Below are 17869 nucleotides of genomic sequence, written 5' to 3' on the forward strand. Positions count from 1 at the left end.
TTCGCATAGAGTAGCCGACTCCTAGGAGAACCGCTTATCTATAGACCACAGTCCGCACTGTGGTCTTCTATATATAGTTGTAAAGTAGGTCAATTATACCACTTTAATGGATAAATTTATTTCTGTGTTCCTCCAACATATTTTCGTTGGAAAGCAGTTATACTATCATATTCCTCACCAAGCATGTGTGATAATCGTATATAGATAGGAAGAAGCTCTCGATATACGTTGGTATTATGTTCATTAGGACGATGAGTGTGTGTTTGGCCAATCATATCTGAAACAATACTGAAATCGTCAATTTCACCAACTGCATACATACCTAAGACGATGGCACCAAGACAAGAACTTTCATAGCTTTCTGGTACAATCACTGGTTTATCAAATATGTCCGCCATTAATTGACGCCACATTTCAGAACGTGCAAATCCACCAGTTGCCTGAATTTTTTGGGGCTCATCAGTCAATTCCTCAAGCGCCAATAAAACGGTGAACAAGTTATAAATAATTCCTTCTAGTACCGCGCGAATCATGTGTTCCTTTTTGTGATGAATACTTAGACCGAAAAAGGAACCACGAGCATTTGCATTCCATAATGGGGCCCGCTTACCGGTCATATATGGGTGGAAGATTAAACCGTCTGATCCGGGGTTTATGCCAGCTGCAATCCGAGTTAACACATCGTATGGATCAATTCCTAATCGTTTTGCTGTTTCTACCTCAGAAGCAGCCAATTCATCACGTAACCACCGTAAAATAATCCCCCCATTATTTACTGGTCCCCCAATGATCCAATGGTTTTCGGTTAATGCATAACAAAAAATTCTACCCTTTGGATCTGTCCGAGGTCGATCTGATACCGTACGTATTGCACCGCTTGTCCCAATTGTAACAGCGATAACACCTGGTTCAATTGCGTTCACACCAAGGTTTGATAAAACACCATCACTTGCACCAATAATAAAAGGAACTTCACCACGGAATCCAATATAGGAATGGTAGTATTCCTTTATCACTTTCAGTTGATGTGTAGTTGGAACGAGCGTAGATGATTGATCGGAGGTAATTCCAGCTAATATAAGTGCTTCCTTGTCCCAATCTAATGTTTTAAGATTCATTAAGCCAGTAGCAGATGCAATCGAATGGTCAATCACATATTCACCAAAAAGTTTGTAAAAAACATATTCTTTAATTGAGATGAATTTTGCCGCTTTAGCAAAGACGGCTGGTTGTTCATCTCGCATCCAGACTAACTTTGCGAGTGGTGACATAGGGTGGATTGGTGTTCCAGTACGTAAATAGATTTCGTGCCCATTATGCTTGTCTTTGATTTGTTGTGCATGTTTTGCACTACGAGTATCTGCCCAAGTAATACTGTTGGTGAGTGGATTATTTTCTGCATCAACTGTAATCAGGCTATGCATTGCAGGTAAATGGACAGTTGAAACAGCACTTGAGTTTCAAGTTGCAGCACCTGTTATCGCATTGTCACTCATGGTGCGCTACCGATCGCAAGAAGATGATACATTCTCAGGAAAAGTTGTCGCAGCACTACGCAACGAATTTAGAGGAAATGATGTTGTGAAGAAATAAATTATTTCTACACAACATCATTTAACAACGATGCTTGGTTTAATGGTGGTACGAGCGGAGGTACTGACGGCGCTCGCGAGGGGGCATGTACGATGATTGGGGGTGATCCTGAAAAGTTTGCTGAAATTGAGCAAATTTTTGAAGACGTTTCCATCCAAAATGGTTATCTTTATACAACAGTCAAAGAAATAAATTCCTTTTTCCTTTAATGTAGAGGCACGTCGTAAGGTATCTTTATAGTTAGAATTCCCGCCATCGATAAGAATGTCTCCGCTTGATAGTAATGGAGTTAATTCATTAATTACGGTTTCCGTAACATCACCCGCAGGAACCATCAACCAAATCGTACGAGGTATTGGTAGCTTCTCGACAACTGTTGATAAAGATGTTTCAAACTGGAGATTTTCATGAGTAAATTCATTTGATAGTGTAGCGTTCGTATCATAACCGACTACTTCATGGTTATGATCCAGTAAATTAATGATAGATTGAGTCCCATTTTTCCTAAACCTACTATTCCTATATCCATATTGTCCTCCTTGTTTAAAGGAATATTTTTTCTTATAAATTATATTATATAAAATAATTTTCCGTAATCAATACATTTTTACACACAGAGAATGAAAAAAAATTTCTTTTCTTATATACTTGGTAGTGTAGCCTATATAGCAAGGAGCATGCGACATGGTCAATGAAAACCAACATGGATTAGCGAGTATACGGAGTAATTATGGGAAGTTTAGCAAGAAGGAAAAGAAGATTGCTGATTATATACTAGCAAACCCACAGCAAATTATTCATCACACGATAAATCAAGTTTCCGAAGATCTAGAAATAGCAGACTCGACAGTATTCCGTTTTTGCCAACGGATTGGCTTCAAAGGCTATCAAGCTTTCAAAATTGCCCTTGCGGCTGAGATTGTGACACCGATGAAAGATATTCATGAAAAAATCAATGACGGGGATAGTGTTGCGACAGTTTCGGAAAAAGTTTTCCGTTCCAATATGAAAACACTAGAAGATACGTTGCATATATTAGACGGAAATGCACTAGAACAGGCAGTCCATGCCATTTTACAAGCAGAAAAAGTTGAGTTTTACGGTAATGGCGGATCTGCTTTGGTGGCGCTAGATGCCTATCATAAATTTATTCGAAGCGGTTTACACGTTAGCTCAAATCTTGATTCACATATGCAGCTCATGTCAGCTTCACAGCTAAGGAAAAAGGATGTTGCAGTATTGATATCCCATTCAGGTTCTACAAAGGATCTACTCGATGTATTGCAAGTACTTAAGAAAAATGACGTGCAAACGATTAGTATATCGAATTTTGCCAAGTCACCATTGACGAAAGAAGTAGATATTTCGCTATATACAATTGCTGAAGAAACAGACTTTCGTTCAGAAGCACTATCATCAAGGATTGCTCAGCTTAGTATTGTTGATGCACTGTATACCAATGTAATGATTGCCAAAAAAGAAGAGGGTAAGAAAGCAATTAGTAACATGCGCAAAGCAATATCATTAAAGCGATTATAAAGTTTTAGAGGGGGGACTGTTCCCAGTTTTAATCCAATCCATTCCCATTATTCCTTAGCTCATGTATACTTGTATTTCGAGTACCGAAGAAAGGGAGACATTCATGAGCACTGAATTAACCGCGACTAAAACAACTAAGTTGCCAGATAAAATATGGACACGGGATTTTGTTCTTATTTGTGTGGCTAACTTCTTTATTTTTCTTGGATTCCAAATGACACTTCCCACAATACCGCTTTTTGTAAAAGAGCTTGGTGGAAGTGATCAATTAATTGGACTTATTACTGGTATTTTTACATTTTCTGCTTTGCTTTTGAGACCTTATGCAGGCCATGCATTAGAATCAAAAGGCAGACGCTTTGTCTATATGATTGGGCTCGCAATATTTGTACTTTCTGTCGGTTCCTACGCATTTGTTGCGAGTATTTTCTTTTTATTTATCATGCGGATGGTACAAGGTATTGGTTGGGGGTTTTCAACAACAGCCACGGGAACCATTGCAACAGATTTGATTCCGTCAAAGCGCAGGGGCGAAGGGATGGGTTATTTCGGTTTATCTGGTAACTTAGCATTAGCCTTTGGTCCTACTCTCGGATTAACACTTGTCGGAGTCATATCATTTAAGTCATTATTTATGATCTGTGCGGCACTTGGGTTAGTAGCATTTTTACTATCTTCTACGATTCGTTATAAAAAGGTGGAACAATCGCCAAATAAAACAACCACTGTTAAATTTGATATCTTTGAAAAAACAGCAATCCAGCCATCATTGTTATTATTTTTTATTACGGTTACATTCGGTGGAATTGCATCATTTCTTCCATTATATGCGACGGAAAAGGGCATTCCGGGGATTGAATCCTATTTCTTAGTTTTTGCGATATTCCTAATGATATCTCGTATTTTTGCTGGAAAAATTTACGACGCTAAAGGGCATATTTACGTTTTTATTCCTGGAACTTTATTAATATTCGGTTCCATGCTATTACTTTCATGGCTACCAAGCACACTGGTTATGCTGATCGCTGGCGGAATGTATGGTTTAGGCTTTGGTAGTGTTCAACCAGCATTACAGGCATGGGCGGTTGATAAGGCTGCCGATAATCGAAAGGGAATGGCTAATGCAACCTTTTTCTCCTTTTTCGATTTAGGGGTTGGATTAGGTGCAATTTGTTTTGGCCAATTAGCCTTTATGTATGATTATAGTGTCATTTACACTACTTCAGCTGGTTCAGTTTTGCTGTCTATCTGCTTGTATATTTATTTACTTATAAAATCAAAAAATAAAGTTGCGCACTAATCATAAGGATTCGAGTATAATGCCACAAAATCGCGCAGCAAGGATTGAAAAATTAGTGTGCCCGATTGATTTGGAGTATAATGTTGATCTGAGTTAAAGCAAAAATGTACTTGATTTAGTTTAAAAAGATCGATATGTTGTATACAATATAAGTAATGATAACAAGAAGGTAGGGTTAACCTGATTTGAAAAGCTATGATATTTTCCATATGCAACGATTATTTCCTTCCCAAGTATATGAACGAGGTCTAGAATATTTTCATCAGGGAAGGGTAACTGAATTATTATACGATATTAATTTTCATGTATGGACGGCAACGGTTTATGGAAGTGAAAGTTACTTTGTGGAAGTGAATACAAAAAGGTGGCCGCATGAGCTTTCAGATGCCTATTGCGATTGCCCAGCGTTTAAAACCTATAATCAATGTAAGCATATAGTTGCGGTGTTATTTGCAATTGGTAAAAGGCATAAGGAACAGGGAGTTTTTCGTCAAGTGGATAAATTTCAAAAGACAAAGGATTTTATTCAATCAATTACGGATATACAACAACAAAAGCGTGCAAGTAGCCTAAGTATCAATCGTCAACAATTACAGGTAGAGTATGTTTGTAAGTGGACATATAATGATACATTATTTCTTGAACTTAAAGTAGGAGAAAAGCGTCGTTTAGTTGTAAAAGATATACACGCATTCCTGCAGGATGTATTTCAAGAGCGAGAGCATTTTTTTACGAAAACATTCACCTATAATCCAGAACTGCATTATTTTGATGCAGAGGATCTAGAATTATTTGAATCAATCATGTCCATCGTACAAAATGAACGGCTATACGACGGTCATTCATTATATCGCTATCAATCACATATTTCAGAAGGGCGCTCCATTTCTATTTCTCCATTGCTAGCAAAACCTTTATTAAAAAAATTGGTCGAACGGGACTTTATTGTGGACACTGAACGAGACGTTTTTCGTGACATTTCAATTGTGGAAGATGAACTTCCTTATGAATTTAAACTAGAAAAAAACAACAAGGAGCTTGCGCTTGCAGTAAAGGGGATGCAGGATGCCATTTATTTTACCAAGTATGAATTGATGTTTGATACTGGGACTTTTTACTTTCCAAAAAAAGATCAGGTACCAATGCTTGAGCAGGTAAGTGAAATTTCTAGGGATAACCCAAATCTACCAATTCCAGCCGATCAAGCGGATGTATTTTTATCTGAAGTTGTACCATCACTAAAAAAGGTCGGTGATGTACAAATATCTGAAAGTGTAGCATCCGAGATAATTCAAGTTCCACTCAAGGCAAAACTTTATATTGATTTAAAGGCAGATTGGATTACTGGAAGATTGGAATATCACTATGGGGCGTATCAAGTAGATCCGTTTAATGGAAAAAAAGAAGAGGACGTCTTGATCATTCGAGATGTAGAAAAAGAACAACAAATCATGCAGCTAATTGAGCATGCGAATTTTCACTTTAATGGAAAAGAATTATACATTGATGCAGACGAGGAAATGTTGTATGAATTTTTATACGATGTGCTTCCAATGTTTGAATCGTATGTAGATCTTTTTCTTACCTCAGATTTACGAAAGTTTTATATGGAGAACGAACCAATTCCAAGTACAAGTGTGCGACTGGAATCATCGAACAACCTACTAGAAATTGGTTTTAGTATTGACGGAATAAATGATAATGAAATTAACCAAATCCTTAACGCCGTTCTAGAGAAAAAGCGCTATTATCGTATGGACAGTGGGGCATTATTATCACTTGAGAGCGATGAATTCACATCGATTCAAGAGTTAATGTCTGAACTAGATTTGAAAAAGATAGATATACAAGACGGAAGTGTTCAGTTACCTGCATACAGAGGTGCACAGGTCGACGCCCTTATTGAAACGAAAAAAAATTATGATCCTACGTTTCGAAAACTTTTGCATCATCTAAAATCACCAGAAGAACAGGTTTATGAGATACCAGACAATTTACAAGCTTCCCTGCGCAATTATCAAGAGACCGGATTCCAGTGGTTTAAATCGTTAAGTAGCTATCACTTAGGTGGTATATTGGCAGATGATATGGGACTTGGAAAGACCATCCAAAGTATTACATATTTGCTGTCATTAAAACAGGATTTACCGCATTTAATTGTGGCGCCTTCATCTGTTCTATACAATTGGAAAAATGAGTGTGAAAAATTCGCACCAGACTTGCGAGTCCGTGTAATCGCAGGTAGCCCGTTAGAACGCGCAGCAATGATTGACGCAAATACAGGGGATGAAGTTTGGATTACGTCCTATGCAACATTACGGCAAGACATCGCATTATACCAAGACATAACATTTCACACCCTGATTTTAGATGAAGCACAATATATTAAAAACTATGTAACGAAAACATCACGTGCAATCCGGGAAATTAAGGCGGGGCATCGCTTTGCACTTAGTGGCACACCAATTGAAAATTCAATCGATGAACTGTGGGCAATTTTCCAAGTTATTTTACCAGGATTAATGCCTAATCAACGGAATTTTAAACAGTTGGCTCATTCTAAAATTGCTATGCTAACAAAACCATTTATTTTACGCCGATTGAAAAAAGATGTATTAAAAGAGCTGCCAGACAAAATTGAGTCGGTCCACGTATCAGAACTAACCAAACAACAAAAAGAATTATATGTGGGATATTTACGTGAACTACAACAGGAGACAGCGCAATCCTTAAGCAATCAGGATTTTAATAAAAACCGGATGAAAATATTAGCAGGTCTAACCAGATTGCGACAAATTTGCTGTCATCCGTCTTTATTTATTGAAAACTATGAAGGAAAATCAGGTAAGTTAGAACAATTAATGGAAACAGTCAACAATGCTGTAGCAAATGGGAAGCGGATGTTGATATTTTCTCAGTTTACAAGCATGCATGAAATCATTAAGAAAAAGCTAGAAGAAGATGGGATTAGCTACTTTTATTTACATGGTCAAACGCCATCACAGGAACGTGTTCAGATGAGTGAAAGCTTTAATAATGGAGAAAAAAGTGTATTCCTTATCTCATTAAAAGCGGGAGGAACAGGGCTTAACTTAACAGGAGCAGATACTGTCATTTTATATGATTTATGGTGGAATCCTGCCGTAGAGGATCAAGCTACTGGTCGAGCCCATCGCTTTGGACAGAAAAATGTCGTTCAAGTAATACGTATGGTCACAAAAGGAACCATTGAGGATAAAATTTTTGCCCTTCAGCAAAAGAAACGTGAATTAATTGATCAAGTGATTCAGCCAGGAGAGCAAATGCTTTCAAGCCTTAGCGAAAGTGATATACGTGAATTACTAAGTTTATAATTTGTTTGATTACCCCATGAGCCTAAGCAAGCTCATGGGGATTTAATCAGCCTTTGGATGGGAGATAAACTTAGTTGACAATTTAACCAACAGAATGTTACTTTGTAATAAACTTTTGTATTTTAATTTACTGAATTATCATAAAAAACCTGCAATTTGTTCGTTTATCTGGTACACTAAACGTAGCAATTTATGGTAGTGGTGTTTGCTCTTATTAAAGTACAAAAGGGGATGTAACAAATGAAGAAAATTGCAAATGGAATAACGAAATTTTTTGTTGCCAATCTTGCGGTGGTGCTTGCAATTTTACTGTTGCCAGTTTTTTTAATCACAGATGATGTTGCTTTATTCGAGCAGATTATGAGTTACCTATTTAATGACAATAAAGGATAATACGAATATCCCTTGAGACAGGGGTATTTTTTTGTCAGCGTTCGTAGCTGGATGTCACCGCTTAATTCGATAAATCAACGCTCATCCAAACTTCCCCCAAAACAACAACACATGAAAACAGAGCCAGGTTATCAAACCTAGCTCTGTTTCACCATTTCTATAACGTTAACTCAAACAGTTTCCGTGGTCGACCCTTAACATATGGTTTTTCTTCACCAACAACACGAATTACATCGCCCGCTAAAAGCTTGTGAATGGTACGCTCTGCACTACGCTTTGTCACCTGGTAATAGTTTGATATATCATTTGCAGAGAAGGCTTCATTATTGCGTAAGTTAATAAAATCAATAAAGTTATAGGATAACTCATTATTTAGTCTAGCTCGGTGAATAAGTGCGTGGTATAACCGTGATGTGTCGACATGTTTCGCTACGCCAAGAGGTCCGATTGTTTCTTTCCGCTCATTTACGATAAAGCAGCTACTTTCCTCCGAATGATTACATGTTTCAAGTGCAAGCTTAGCATTATCTTCAGCCTGTTTTGCTGTTAAGCCTAAGCCAAATCCGATTTCTACTGGAATACCTAGTGAACGAGCAATCTCCTGTAATAAGGGGAAATCGCGGTAATGATTCGTAATATGATCAAGAATGCCCCTTGTACCGAATATAGAAAATTGGTTATCACCATTTGTTAAAACAGAAGAGTAAGTTTGATGGCCAAATTTTAATAGAATTTTATGAAGCTTAAGAAGCATTTCTTGTGCTGAAATCTCCCCTTGTTGGACAAGAATTTTATCAAAGTCCTTAATTTGAACAAAACCTGAAACAATTTGTGCGCTCTTGCTTTTGTTTAATGTAGCAATTGACTTTGCTTTTTCAACAGCACGCTCCAGGTTCAATTTTGGAATTAGCATCCTATTTGTTGGGATGCCTTCATCAATGAGTCTTTGTTCCACTTCCTCAATTGAAGTTAATACATAATCAATCTTTCCTGTTTGATAAAGTTCTTTATGATAATGAAAGATTTTGCCGATGTCTAATATAGAATCTTCCCCATAGCTATAGGTATAAATATCCCGATCCTCCATGTTTAATTCACTAATTACTTCCTCAACATATTCCTTGTGTAACACATCGATTGATATGCGATCCAGCGCTTGATTGTGATTGTTTCTCAAACGATAAAAGGACGTTAGAATCATATATTCATCAAATGCCACTTGGACAGCGGGTAAGCGCTTTCTATCAATTTTTTCTTTAGCGTAAAAGTAAGGAAGTGTACCACCAAATAAATAGACGTCGCACATAAAAGCCTTCTCAATTAAATCAACGTTTTCTACCGCTTTTGAATAGGTGAAAGGGATTATTTCAATATCATCTTGACCCTCTACATAATCATTCATTCGCTTAATTATTTCTTCCCTACCGAATACCGCAATTTTTATCTTCATTTTGTGGACCTACCTCCGTATTTGTTTACTGTTTATTCCTATAATTAGATAGAGCTGTCAACTTAAGGAGTGGGTTTGTGAGATTACACGTATTGCTAGTTTACGTTCGAAGGCGTTAATCGAAATAGTACCTTTTTGGTTTGAATATAGGTTTAGCTCCATTTTGACATGCGAGAATTGACGAAATAAAAAACGACATATTACGCTAATCTCTATTATGGTACGGAATTTTCTTAATATTGTCAAGAAGGAAAGATAGGAAACTTGACAAAACCACTGATATTATGTCCATTAGATAAAATATGTTATTTTTGTGACATGAATACTAGATGATAATAATTGGTAATTTAGTACAATATACGCATAAAAATATCAGTTTTTGTGGTATGTTTAGTATAAATAGTTAAAAAATTGGAGGGACACAGCATGGGGAAGCTTTTGGAAAACGTTAATTTACGTATACCAATTATTCAAGCAGGAATGGCTGGCGGCATTACAACTCCTAAACTCGTTGCTGAGGTGGCAAATGCTGGTGGACTTGGAACTATAGGAGCGGGCTATATGAGTGCTTCGTCTTTGCGAGATGAAATTGATCAAGTAAAACAATTAACAGATAAGCCATTTGCCGTTAATCTTTTCGCAACAAACTTAGAAGCGTTTTCTAGTGATGTAGAGCAAATGCAACACTTTCTGAATAAATACCGAGAAGAACTGGAAATTGATTCTGGAAATCAATCCGTAAAGATTTATGATTATTTGCAGGAAAAGGTTTATGTAATCATTGAAAAAGATATTCCAGTTGTCAGTACAGCGTTTGGTGTACTCTCGTCTGTATTAATCGAACGTCTGAAGAAAAATGATGTAACGTTGATTGGAATGGCAACTAATTTAGAAGAGGCAAATCAATTAGTTGAAGCAGGTTATGATATTATTGTTGCCCAAGGATTTGAAGCGGGTGGCCATCGCGGGACATTTGATGTAGTGAGATATCCAAATGGGTGTAACCTTGGCTTACTTTCCATGGTTCAGGAATTTTTGGAAAATCTTGATGTACCAATTGTTGCTGCGGGTGGAATTTCAAATAAGAGTCAAATTGATGTGCTTATGGCTATGGGAGTATCAGGTGTTCAGCTAGGAACTAAATTCTTAGTCGCAAAAGAAGCTGGAACAAACACTGCATATCGACGGTCACTACTAAAAGCATCAGCTGTAGATACAGTCATTACAAGCGCCTTTTCCGGAAGGCCAGCACGAGCAATTATGAATCGCTTCATTGGCGAAGTGGAAGTAAGTGGTTTTGATTTACTGCCTTTTCCAATCCAAAATGAACTTACGAAAGATATTCGGGGAGCAAGTAAAGATTTTGCTGTTTCAGAGTTTCAATCATTATGGGCAGGACAAGGTGTAGGATCAATTGTGAATGAAGAGACAGTTGCAGAAATACTAGTCTCGTTGATTGATGAGCCTACTACGGATACGAATCAGCTTGAGTTGGAGTTTGAAGAGTCATAAAATAATTCCAATTAAATAGCAATCGACTACATGAACCGCTTCCTACCCAGAAGTGGTTCTGTCCGTGTTTCATCTAGGATGAAAAAAGGAATATATGATGTGGACATATCCTGAAAAGTTATACACAACCTGTGGACAAAGTTGAGGATAACTCAATATTTTGTGCAGAACGTAAATTCTAGTACAAAATAAGGGAAAATAATTCACAAATACAGAAAGAAGCTGGGGATAACTTTATCTTTTGCTTCAACTGAACCGTGGAAGTATTATTGAATTGTGATAAGTTAGTAAAAAGTTGAGGGATGACATGAGACAAAAAACAAAAATAGCAGTCCGTAATGCCTTCATTACAACCGCTTCAATTATTGGGTTGCTAGTAATCATATCGCTTTTGGTCCAGACGGAGTTCAAAGTAGATGAAGATATACTTAGCGATGAAGTGAAGCAATACCAGCCTCTTGTGGAAAAGTATGCAAAAAAAAATGAGGTTGAAAATTATGTGGATATCTTGTTGGCAATGATGATGCAAGAATCTGGTGGCCGTGGAAATGATCCGATGCAAGCTTCTGAAAGCTATTGCGGGGAAAGGAATTGTATCAAGGATCCTGAACAATCTATTAAACAAGGGGTCTATTATTTTTCTGAAACTTTAAATGCGGCAGATGGAGACCTAGAGCTCGCGATTCAATCGTATAATTTTGGTAGAGGCTTTATTGAGTATGCTTTGGAAAATAAGGGAGAGTATACCCAGGAAGTCGCTATTAACTTTTCCCAAAAGATGTATGAGAGTGCTGCGAACAAATCCAAATATAGATGTTTACGGGAAGGAGCACGGGAAATTAATGCCTGCTACGGAGACATTTATTACGTGCAAGATATATTGGCGATGCGTGAGAAATTAAACTCTGGGTAATTGGATGTTTGGAAAAATCGCTATCCGTAAAATAATGTTATGTGGAAAAATGTAAGGAGATTTTTAAATACTAAGAACATATTAAAGCCCAGCATACCTTTATAAATTGAAGGAACTGGGCTTTTGTTATTCATCAAATATGAATATACGTTAATAGGAATGGGGCATATACCAGGCAACACTAACGTTGTGTCGATTTCTCACTTTTACCGCTGTTATCATTTAGCGTGACAGCCTTTTCGGCATCCAAATATCCCGCGCCTTGAACATAGGATGGCAATCCCCTATCAACAGCAGCTTGAAGAAGTTGTTGCTTTACCTCGTCAGGGGAAAACTCTGGATAAGCTTGAAGAACAAGAGCTGCTACACCAGAGCAGATGGGAGTTGCCATCGATGTGCCTGATAAAGAGAAATAATTGTCCTCGACTCGATTCGATTTCGTTATTTTGTCTAGGAAAGAACCCGGAGCTCTTAAAGAGATGATATTAGCCCCTGGAGCCAATAAATCCGGTTTCGATACTCCTCCACACGCAGGTCCACGACTTGAAAAAGATGCAACTTCTTCATCAGCACGATCAACTGTGTTTTGGTCATCGATAGCCCCAACAGTCACGACCTTCGAACTGATTCCGGGGGTTGCAATCGTTCTTTGATCAGGACCCGAATTTCCAGCAGCTACACAAACAACAATACCGCTTTCCCATGCTTTTTCAACAATTTGAACAAGCGGATCATTACAGTCAGACTCATCAGCTGCGGCCCCTAAAGATAGGGAAATCACATTAATTTGATGTTCTTCCTTATGGTTGATACACCACTGAATTCCTGAAACAATAGTGGAAAGTGACCCTGATCCCATTTGGTTGAGAACCTTTACGCCAATAACACCAGATTCTGGAGCAGGCCCACGGTATTTTCCGTTTGAAGAGAAACCGTTACCAGCCGCATCTCCTGCGCAATGTGTTCCATGTCCATTATCATCATAAGGCTCCATTTTGTTGTTAATAAAGTCTTTAAAGGCAATAATTCGGTTAGTCGGCTGTTTTAAATCTGGGTGCGGATGAACCCCCGTATCAACGATGGCAATGTTTACGTCTTTGCCGGTTAAACCTTGTTCATTCAATTGTTCTGCATGAATGGATGGAGAAGCAACATCCAACAAGGCTTTGACTTCTCGATCATAATAAATTTTTTTGATGTGACAATCGTTGTGCATGAGTTTTTCAATTGATGATGCCGTTAGGATCGCTGAACAACTGGATGTGCTGGAATACTCGTACTTTAACTTGGATCTAGCCTTCTTCCTGACTAATTGACGAGCCTTTTTTAAAGACGAAGATAAGGGGACATCTTTTTGGTCGAACTCAATAATAACGGGAAACTTCTTTGTCCTTTTTAAAAAATTTTCTAATGGACGATGTAAAAAACAAGGGGTGCGGCGAAAGGGTTTATATAAATGGATTAGTTTTTGTCGCAGATCTTTGTCGAACCTTTCACTATAATTTCTGGTAAGCTGAATCATTGAAAATCCTAGCATTCTACCAACTCCTTTTACTGTGATGATTTATTCTATGAAGGAATGAAAAAGAAATGGCGGTGTTTGTAGCTAGATTATTAAAAAAGGCCCTTGTCTCATAGTCTTAAAGACTAGTAAAGGGCGTTAGATAAGTTTGTATTATTCGTGCGCCGAACGATAATAACTCGAATAATTACAGCTACTGTGAACAGGGTTTATAGATATTCCAGAAGTGTAGTTGGATAGCGTATTACGAACAAAGCACGTTTACCCTTGCCCTCGAAATAAACATATAGTAAATCGAGTTACTTCGATTTTTCCCAAAGAAAGATTATAATGGCATTATTATAAGAAAAAACAAGGAGGCTTTTATTACATGTTAAAAGAAATCCATACAAAGAATGCTCCAGGTGCTATAGGGCCCTATTCACAAGCGATTCAAGCTGGAGACTTTTTATATGTCTCAGGACAAATCGGTATTAATCCCGAAACTGGTGAAGTTGTAGAAGGAATTGAGGCGCAAACAGAACAAGTAATGAAAAATTTGAAAGCAATACTATCAGAAGCAGATACAAACTTCTCACATGTTGCGAAATTTACAATCTTTATCAATGATATGAATAATTTCAGTATAGTAAATGAATTATATGGTTCATATTTAGAAAAACCATATCCTGCACGTGCGACTGTGGAGGTTAGTCGGTTACCTAAAGATGTACTAGTAGAAATGGATGTTGTTGTCTACACGAAAGTAGAACGGGAGTTGGATTGATATGAATAATTTTACCTATCACAATCCAACAAAGTTAATTTTTGGTAAAGGGCAATTAGAAGCTTTGACAACAGAAGTTCCAGTGTACGGAAAAAAAGTATTGATCGTATACGGTGGAGGAAGCATTAAACGAAATGGCATTTATGATAATGTAGTAGAAAAGTTAAATGAAATCGGTGCGGAGGTTCATGAATTATCTGGAGTAGAACCCAACCCTCGTGTGACAACTGCCCGCGCCGGAATTGAAATTTGTAAAAAAGAGGGAATTGAATTTTTACTTGCTGTTGGCGGTGGTAGCACAATTGATTGTACAAAAGCAATCGCTGCTGGTGCAAAGTCTGATGCTGATATTTGGGATATTGTTACGAAAAAAGTAGAAGCAGAAGACGCGCTTCCATTTGGTACTGTACTAACAATAGCGGCAACTGGTTCGGAAATGAATCGTGGGTCGGTTATTACAAATTGGGAGCTGAACGAAAAACATGGCTGGGGATCTCCACACACAAGCCCTAAGTTTTCCATTTTAGACCCAACACACACCATGTCCTTGCCACGTGAGCAAACGGTATATGGTATGGTTGATATCATGTCCCATGTATTAGAACATTATTTCCATCATACATCTAATACGCCAATACAGGATCGTTTTTGTGAAGGTATCTTACGGACGGTAATTGAAACCGCTCCTAAATTACTGGATGATCCGGAAAACTATGAGTATCGTGAAACAATTATGTTAAGTGGAACGCTAGCGCTTAATGACATGTTGAACATGGGCTATCAGGGGGACTGGGCAACACATAATTTGGAGCATGCTGTATCTGCAGTTCATGACATCCCACATGGTGGTGGTCTTGCAATATTATTCCCTAACTGGATGACCCATGTGCTGGATGAAAATATCGCCCGTTTTAAGCAACTTGCTGTTCGCGTATTTGATGTTGTTCCTAATGGGAAAGCAGATCGTGACATTGCGGAAGAAGGAATTATGAAGCTACGTGAGTTCTGGACTAGCATTGGTGCGCCAGATAAGCTTGCAGATTACGATATTGATGAAAGCACAGTTGAAACCATGGCAGGAAAAACTGTTCAGGTTCGCGAGGAATATGGTAATTTTAAAAAGCTAAACAAAGAGGACTCCAAGGAGATTTATCAAGCAAGTTTATAATTGAAAGGCAGTTTTCTAAAAGATTGTTGTTTTTGACACAAAATATTTAAACTACGACATAACAGCAACGTGATTTCCGCTGCGGGCAGTCGCTTTCCGCGGGCGGCTGGTGAGCCTCCTCGTGCTACCGCACGAGGCCACTGAAAAAGTTAAATATAATAAAAAATATGTGGATCTACCATCGCATCTTCGAATATACTCCGCTTTCCGCGGGCGAGTGTCGAGCCTCCTCGGACTGCCGTCCTGCGGGGTCTCGCCGATCTCTTACTTCCCGCAGGAGTCTCCGTATATTCGAGATGCTAAGTTAGGGTGAAAAGTTAAATTTTTAAAATCCATCACTTTTTCAGTGGCCTCCTACCGCACTGCGGGGTCTCACCTATGCCTATCCTCACGCAGGAGTCGACTGCCCTCCGCTCCAATCACTGAAGAGTGAAGAGATGAATGTTATGAATTTAGGAGGAGCTCAACCCTAGCGAAGGAAAAACACGGAGACTCCTGCGGGAAGGCTCATCGCGAGCCCGCGGAAAGCGTAGTGTTTTTTCCGCAGCGGTCACAGGGCACCGAACATGATTTTAATTATGGCGCATTTTATATCAATAGCACCAGACTTTGCTAAACCAATTGAAAAAACAAGCAAAAAAGAACTAGCTGTTAGTGATATACAGCCAGTTCTTTTTTTATTGCTTCTCTTATTTTATCCAAACATTCTTCAGGTGTATTACCAGAAACACGTTTTCCATTGACTAACGCATATGGTTTAAGTCGGCACAACCCGCAAAATGAAAGGCATTCATTCATCAAAACAGCAACTTCTGGAAATTCTTTCTCAATAATTTCTTCTATATTAATAGTAGCGATGGCATTTCCGTCGCAAACGTCGACTATGACTATACCCATTGCTATCACTTTCTTTCTAAACATTATTATTTCATGACTCTGTTAGTTTTAGCATATACGAGCTATAAATTCAATTTTAATGTTTTAGAAAAAATCGCCATACCTGAGGGTTAGCGATTTCAACTGTCTAGCTTCAGCGCGCTTTTCTTAATTCCTATGAGAAGAAAATGCATGCTGGAATTTACCTTCGTATTCATGTCGATACCAGGTAACCAGCATAATAACGCCGCTTATTACAAGTAAACCACTAGTTACAAAGAATACCGCTGAAAACCCAAAGAAACCAGCTAACATTCCACCAAGCGCTGGGCCGATGACGTTACCTAAGAAACGCAGGCTTGTGTTATACCCAAGTACCTCTCCTTGCATAGAGAGTGGTGCTTCCTGTCGAATATAGGCAATACGAACTGGTATGATACCGCCAATCGATATGCCAAGTAAAAACCGCAGTACAATTAATTGCCAGATATTTGTAACAAAAGCCCCAGGGAAATACACGATACCAGCCATAAATAATAAAATGATCATTATTTTTACATATCCAATTCGATCGCCAATTTTGCCCCACTGTTTTGCCATGAGCAAATTACCAAGCCCCGCTGCGGAAAAAGCCATTCCCGAGAATAGGGCAATACTTGCTGTCCCGTGTATCTCTGCAACATATAAAGATAATATTGGCTGTATACTAAAATGAGCGACTTGAACAAGCATTGAAATTAACATGACGATGAGCAATACCGGTTGCCGAACGATATGCAATAGAACCTGTTTACTTGAATAGGTCTGATACTCTTCATCGTCGGAGAATCTCATTTTCAGTTCCTTTATTCCAAATAAAACAATGATTGCTGATAGGAATAACGCGATTGATGTCCATTTAAAGGTAGTTGCGTAACCAAAGATGTCGGCTATCGCACCACCAAGCAATGGCCCTGCGAGTGCTCCAGTGATACTTCCTGTTTGTAAGGTACCAAGGACACTTCCAGCGATTTTTTTTGGTGTTTGTGTTGCTATCATGGCTTGTGAAGTCGGAATAAAGCCTGTGAAGACGCCCATAAATAAGCGCAATAAAAAAAGCTGCCATACGGAAGTGGCGAACCCCATTAATAATACAGATAAGCCTAACCCTAGGCCAGAAGTGATTAGAATCTTTTTTCGTCCAAATTTATCGCCAATTTTGCCCCAAATGGGGGAGAAAATAAAGGCCGATACAAAGGTAATACCAAAGATCCAACCTGACCAGCTTTGTACATAGGAATCGGAAAAGTTACCAAATGTTTTTATATATAGGGAGATAAACGGGAGTATCATAGTCATGCTTCCTGCAATGAAAAAGTTTGCAAACCACATAATAGTTAAATTTCGTTTTACAATAGGAGTTTGATCAGTGATGACAAAGCCCTTCTTTCCAACAATTTATTTCGGTACCCTAAATATATAGAAGTTCGAAGTAAATTTAAAGG

At 38.3% G+C, this 17869-nt stretch carries 13 protein-coding genes and 3 pseudogenes; 10 read left to right on the forward strand and 6 right to left on the reverse strand.

All coding sequences use genetic code 11. The features are described from left to right. Positions 1–116 precede the first annotated feature (116 nt). Positions 117–1427 (reverse strand): annotated as a pseudogene (gntK, locus tag CFK40_RS02540) (gluconokinase); the annotation flags it as partial. A gap of 1 nt (position 1428) precedes the next feature. Between gntK and CFK40_RS02545 the strand changes: the two are divergent. Continuing rightward, positions 1429–1593, forward strand: a pseudogene (locus tag CFK40_RS02545) (phosphogluconate dehydrogenase (NAD(+)-dependent, decarboxylating)); the annotation flags it as partial. Then, positions 1590–1802, forward strand: coding sequence for an NAD(P)-binding domain-containing protein (locus tag CFK40_RS21175; RefSeq protein WP_089534265.1), 213 nt, complete (start codon positions 1590–1592; stop codon positions 1800–1802). The pseudogene CFK40_RS02545 and the gene CFK40_RS21175, both read left to right, overlap by 4 nt. Here the strand turns inward: CFK40_RS21175 and CFK40_RS21455 are convergent. Then, positions 1773–2180 (reverse strand): annotated as a pseudogene (locus CFK40_RS21455) (NAD(P)-binding domain-containing protein); the annotation flags it as partial. The gene CFK40_RS21175 and the pseudogene CFK40_RS21455 overlap by 30 nt on opposite strands. A 97-nt stretch (positions 2181–2277) precedes the next feature. Between CFK40_RS21455 and CFK40_RS02560 the strand changes: the two are divergent. The 4 genes from CFK40_RS02560 (at position 2278) to CFK40_RS20870 (ending at position 8178) form a co-directional block, all read left to right on the forward strand. Then, on the forward strand, positions 2278–3132 hold the full coding sequence (locus tag CFK40_RS02560) for a MurR/RpiR family transcriptional regulator (protein WP_089530527.1): 855 nt from the start codon (positions 2278–2280) through the stop codon (positions 3130–3132). A gap of 103 nt (positions 3133–3235) precedes the next feature. Next, complete coding sequence (locus CFK40_RS02565; RefSeq protein WP_089530528.1) at positions 3236–4432, forward strand: MFS transporter; 1197 nt, start codon at positions 3236–3238, stop codon at positions 4430–4432. Positions 4433–4617: 185 nt separating this feature from the next. Continuing rightward, positions 4618–7785, forward strand: a complete 3168-nt coding sequence (locus CFK40_RS02570; RefSeq protein WP_405196566.1) for a DEAD/DEAH box helicase — start codon at positions 4618–4620, stop codon at positions 7783–7785. Positions 7786–8025: 240 nt separating this feature from the next. Further along, a complete protein-coding gene (locus CFK40_RS20870) occupies positions 8026–8178 on the forward strand; it encodes a hypothetical protein (protein WP_161493808.1) in 153 nt (50 codons plus the stop codon). 157 nt (positions 8179–8335) lie between these two features. Here the strand turns inward: CFK40_RS20870 and CFK40_RS02575 are convergent, their stop codons facing one another. Further along, positions 8336–9628: a hypothetical protein gene (locus CFK40_RS02575; protein WP_089530529.1), complete on the reverse strand. Its 1293-nt coding sequence runs from the start codon at positions 9626–9628 to the stop codon at positions 8336–8338. A 426-nt stretch (positions 9629–10054) separates the two neighbouring features. Here CFK40_RS02575 and CFK40_RS02580 point away from each other — a divergent pair, with 426 nt between their 5' ends. Both CFK40_RS02580 and CFK40_RS02585 read left to right on the forward strand, forming a co-directional pair. Further along, positions 10055–11140, forward strand: coding sequence for an NAD(P)H-dependent flavin oxidoreductase (locus tag CFK40_RS02580; RefSeq protein ID WP_089530530.1), 1086 nt, complete (start codon positions 10055–10057; stop codon positions 11138–11140). A gap of 307 nt (positions 11141–11447) precedes the next feature. Next, positions 11448–12053 carry a lysozyme family protein gene (locus tag CFK40_RS02585; RefSeq protein WP_089530531.1) on the forward strand — a complete coding sequence of 202 codons (606 nt, stop codon included), beginning with the start codon at positions 11448–11450 and terminating at the stop codon, positions 12051–12053. 181 nt (positions 12054–12234) lie between these two features. Here CFK40_RS02585 and CFK40_RS02590 read toward each other — a convergent pair whose 3' ends face one another. Next, entirely contained in the window at positions 12235–13590 is a 1356-nt protein-coding gene (locus tag CFK40_RS02590) for a S8 family peptidase (RefSeq protein WP_089530532.1), read from the reverse strand. Between the two features lie 355 nt (positions 13591–13945). On the opposite strand from CFK40_RS02590, the gene CFK40_RS02595 reads away from it, so the two are divergent. Together CFK40_RS02595 and CFK40_RS02600 are read left to right on the forward strand one after the other, a co-directional pair. Beyond that, positions 13946–14341, forward strand: coding sequence for a RidA family protein (locus CFK40_RS02595; RefSeq protein ID WP_089530533.1), 396 nt, complete (start codon positions 13946–13948; stop codon positions 14339–14341). Between the two features lies 1 nt (position 14342). Then, positions 14343–15509 (forward strand): iron-containing alcohol dehydrogenase, encoded by a 1167-nt coding sequence (locus CFK40_RS02600; protein ID WP_089530534.1) that lies wholly within the window; start codon positions 14343–14345, stop codon positions 15507–15509. A gap of 651 nt (positions 15510–16160) precedes the next feature. Here the strand turns inward: CFK40_RS02600 and CFK40_RS02605 are convergent. After that, on the reverse strand, positions 16161–16406 hold the full coding sequence (locus CFK40_RS02605) for a YuzB family protein (RefSeq protein WP_089530535.1): 246 nt from the start codon (positions 16404–16406) through the stop codon (positions 16161–16163). A gap of 147 nt (positions 16407–16553) precedes the next feature. Next, on the reverse strand, positions 16554–17723 hold the full coding sequence (locus CFK40_RS02610) for an MFS transporter (protein WP_319418024.1): 1170 nt from the start codon (positions 17721–17723) through the stop codon (positions 16554–16556). Between the last annotated feature and the right edge of the window lie 146 nt (positions 17724–17869).

Origin of the sequence: Virgibacillus necropolis (assembly GCF_002224365.1) — a bacterium.
Lineage (GTDB): Bacteria > Bacillota > Bacilli > Bacillales > Amphibacillaceae > Virgibacillus_F > Virgibacillus_F necropolis.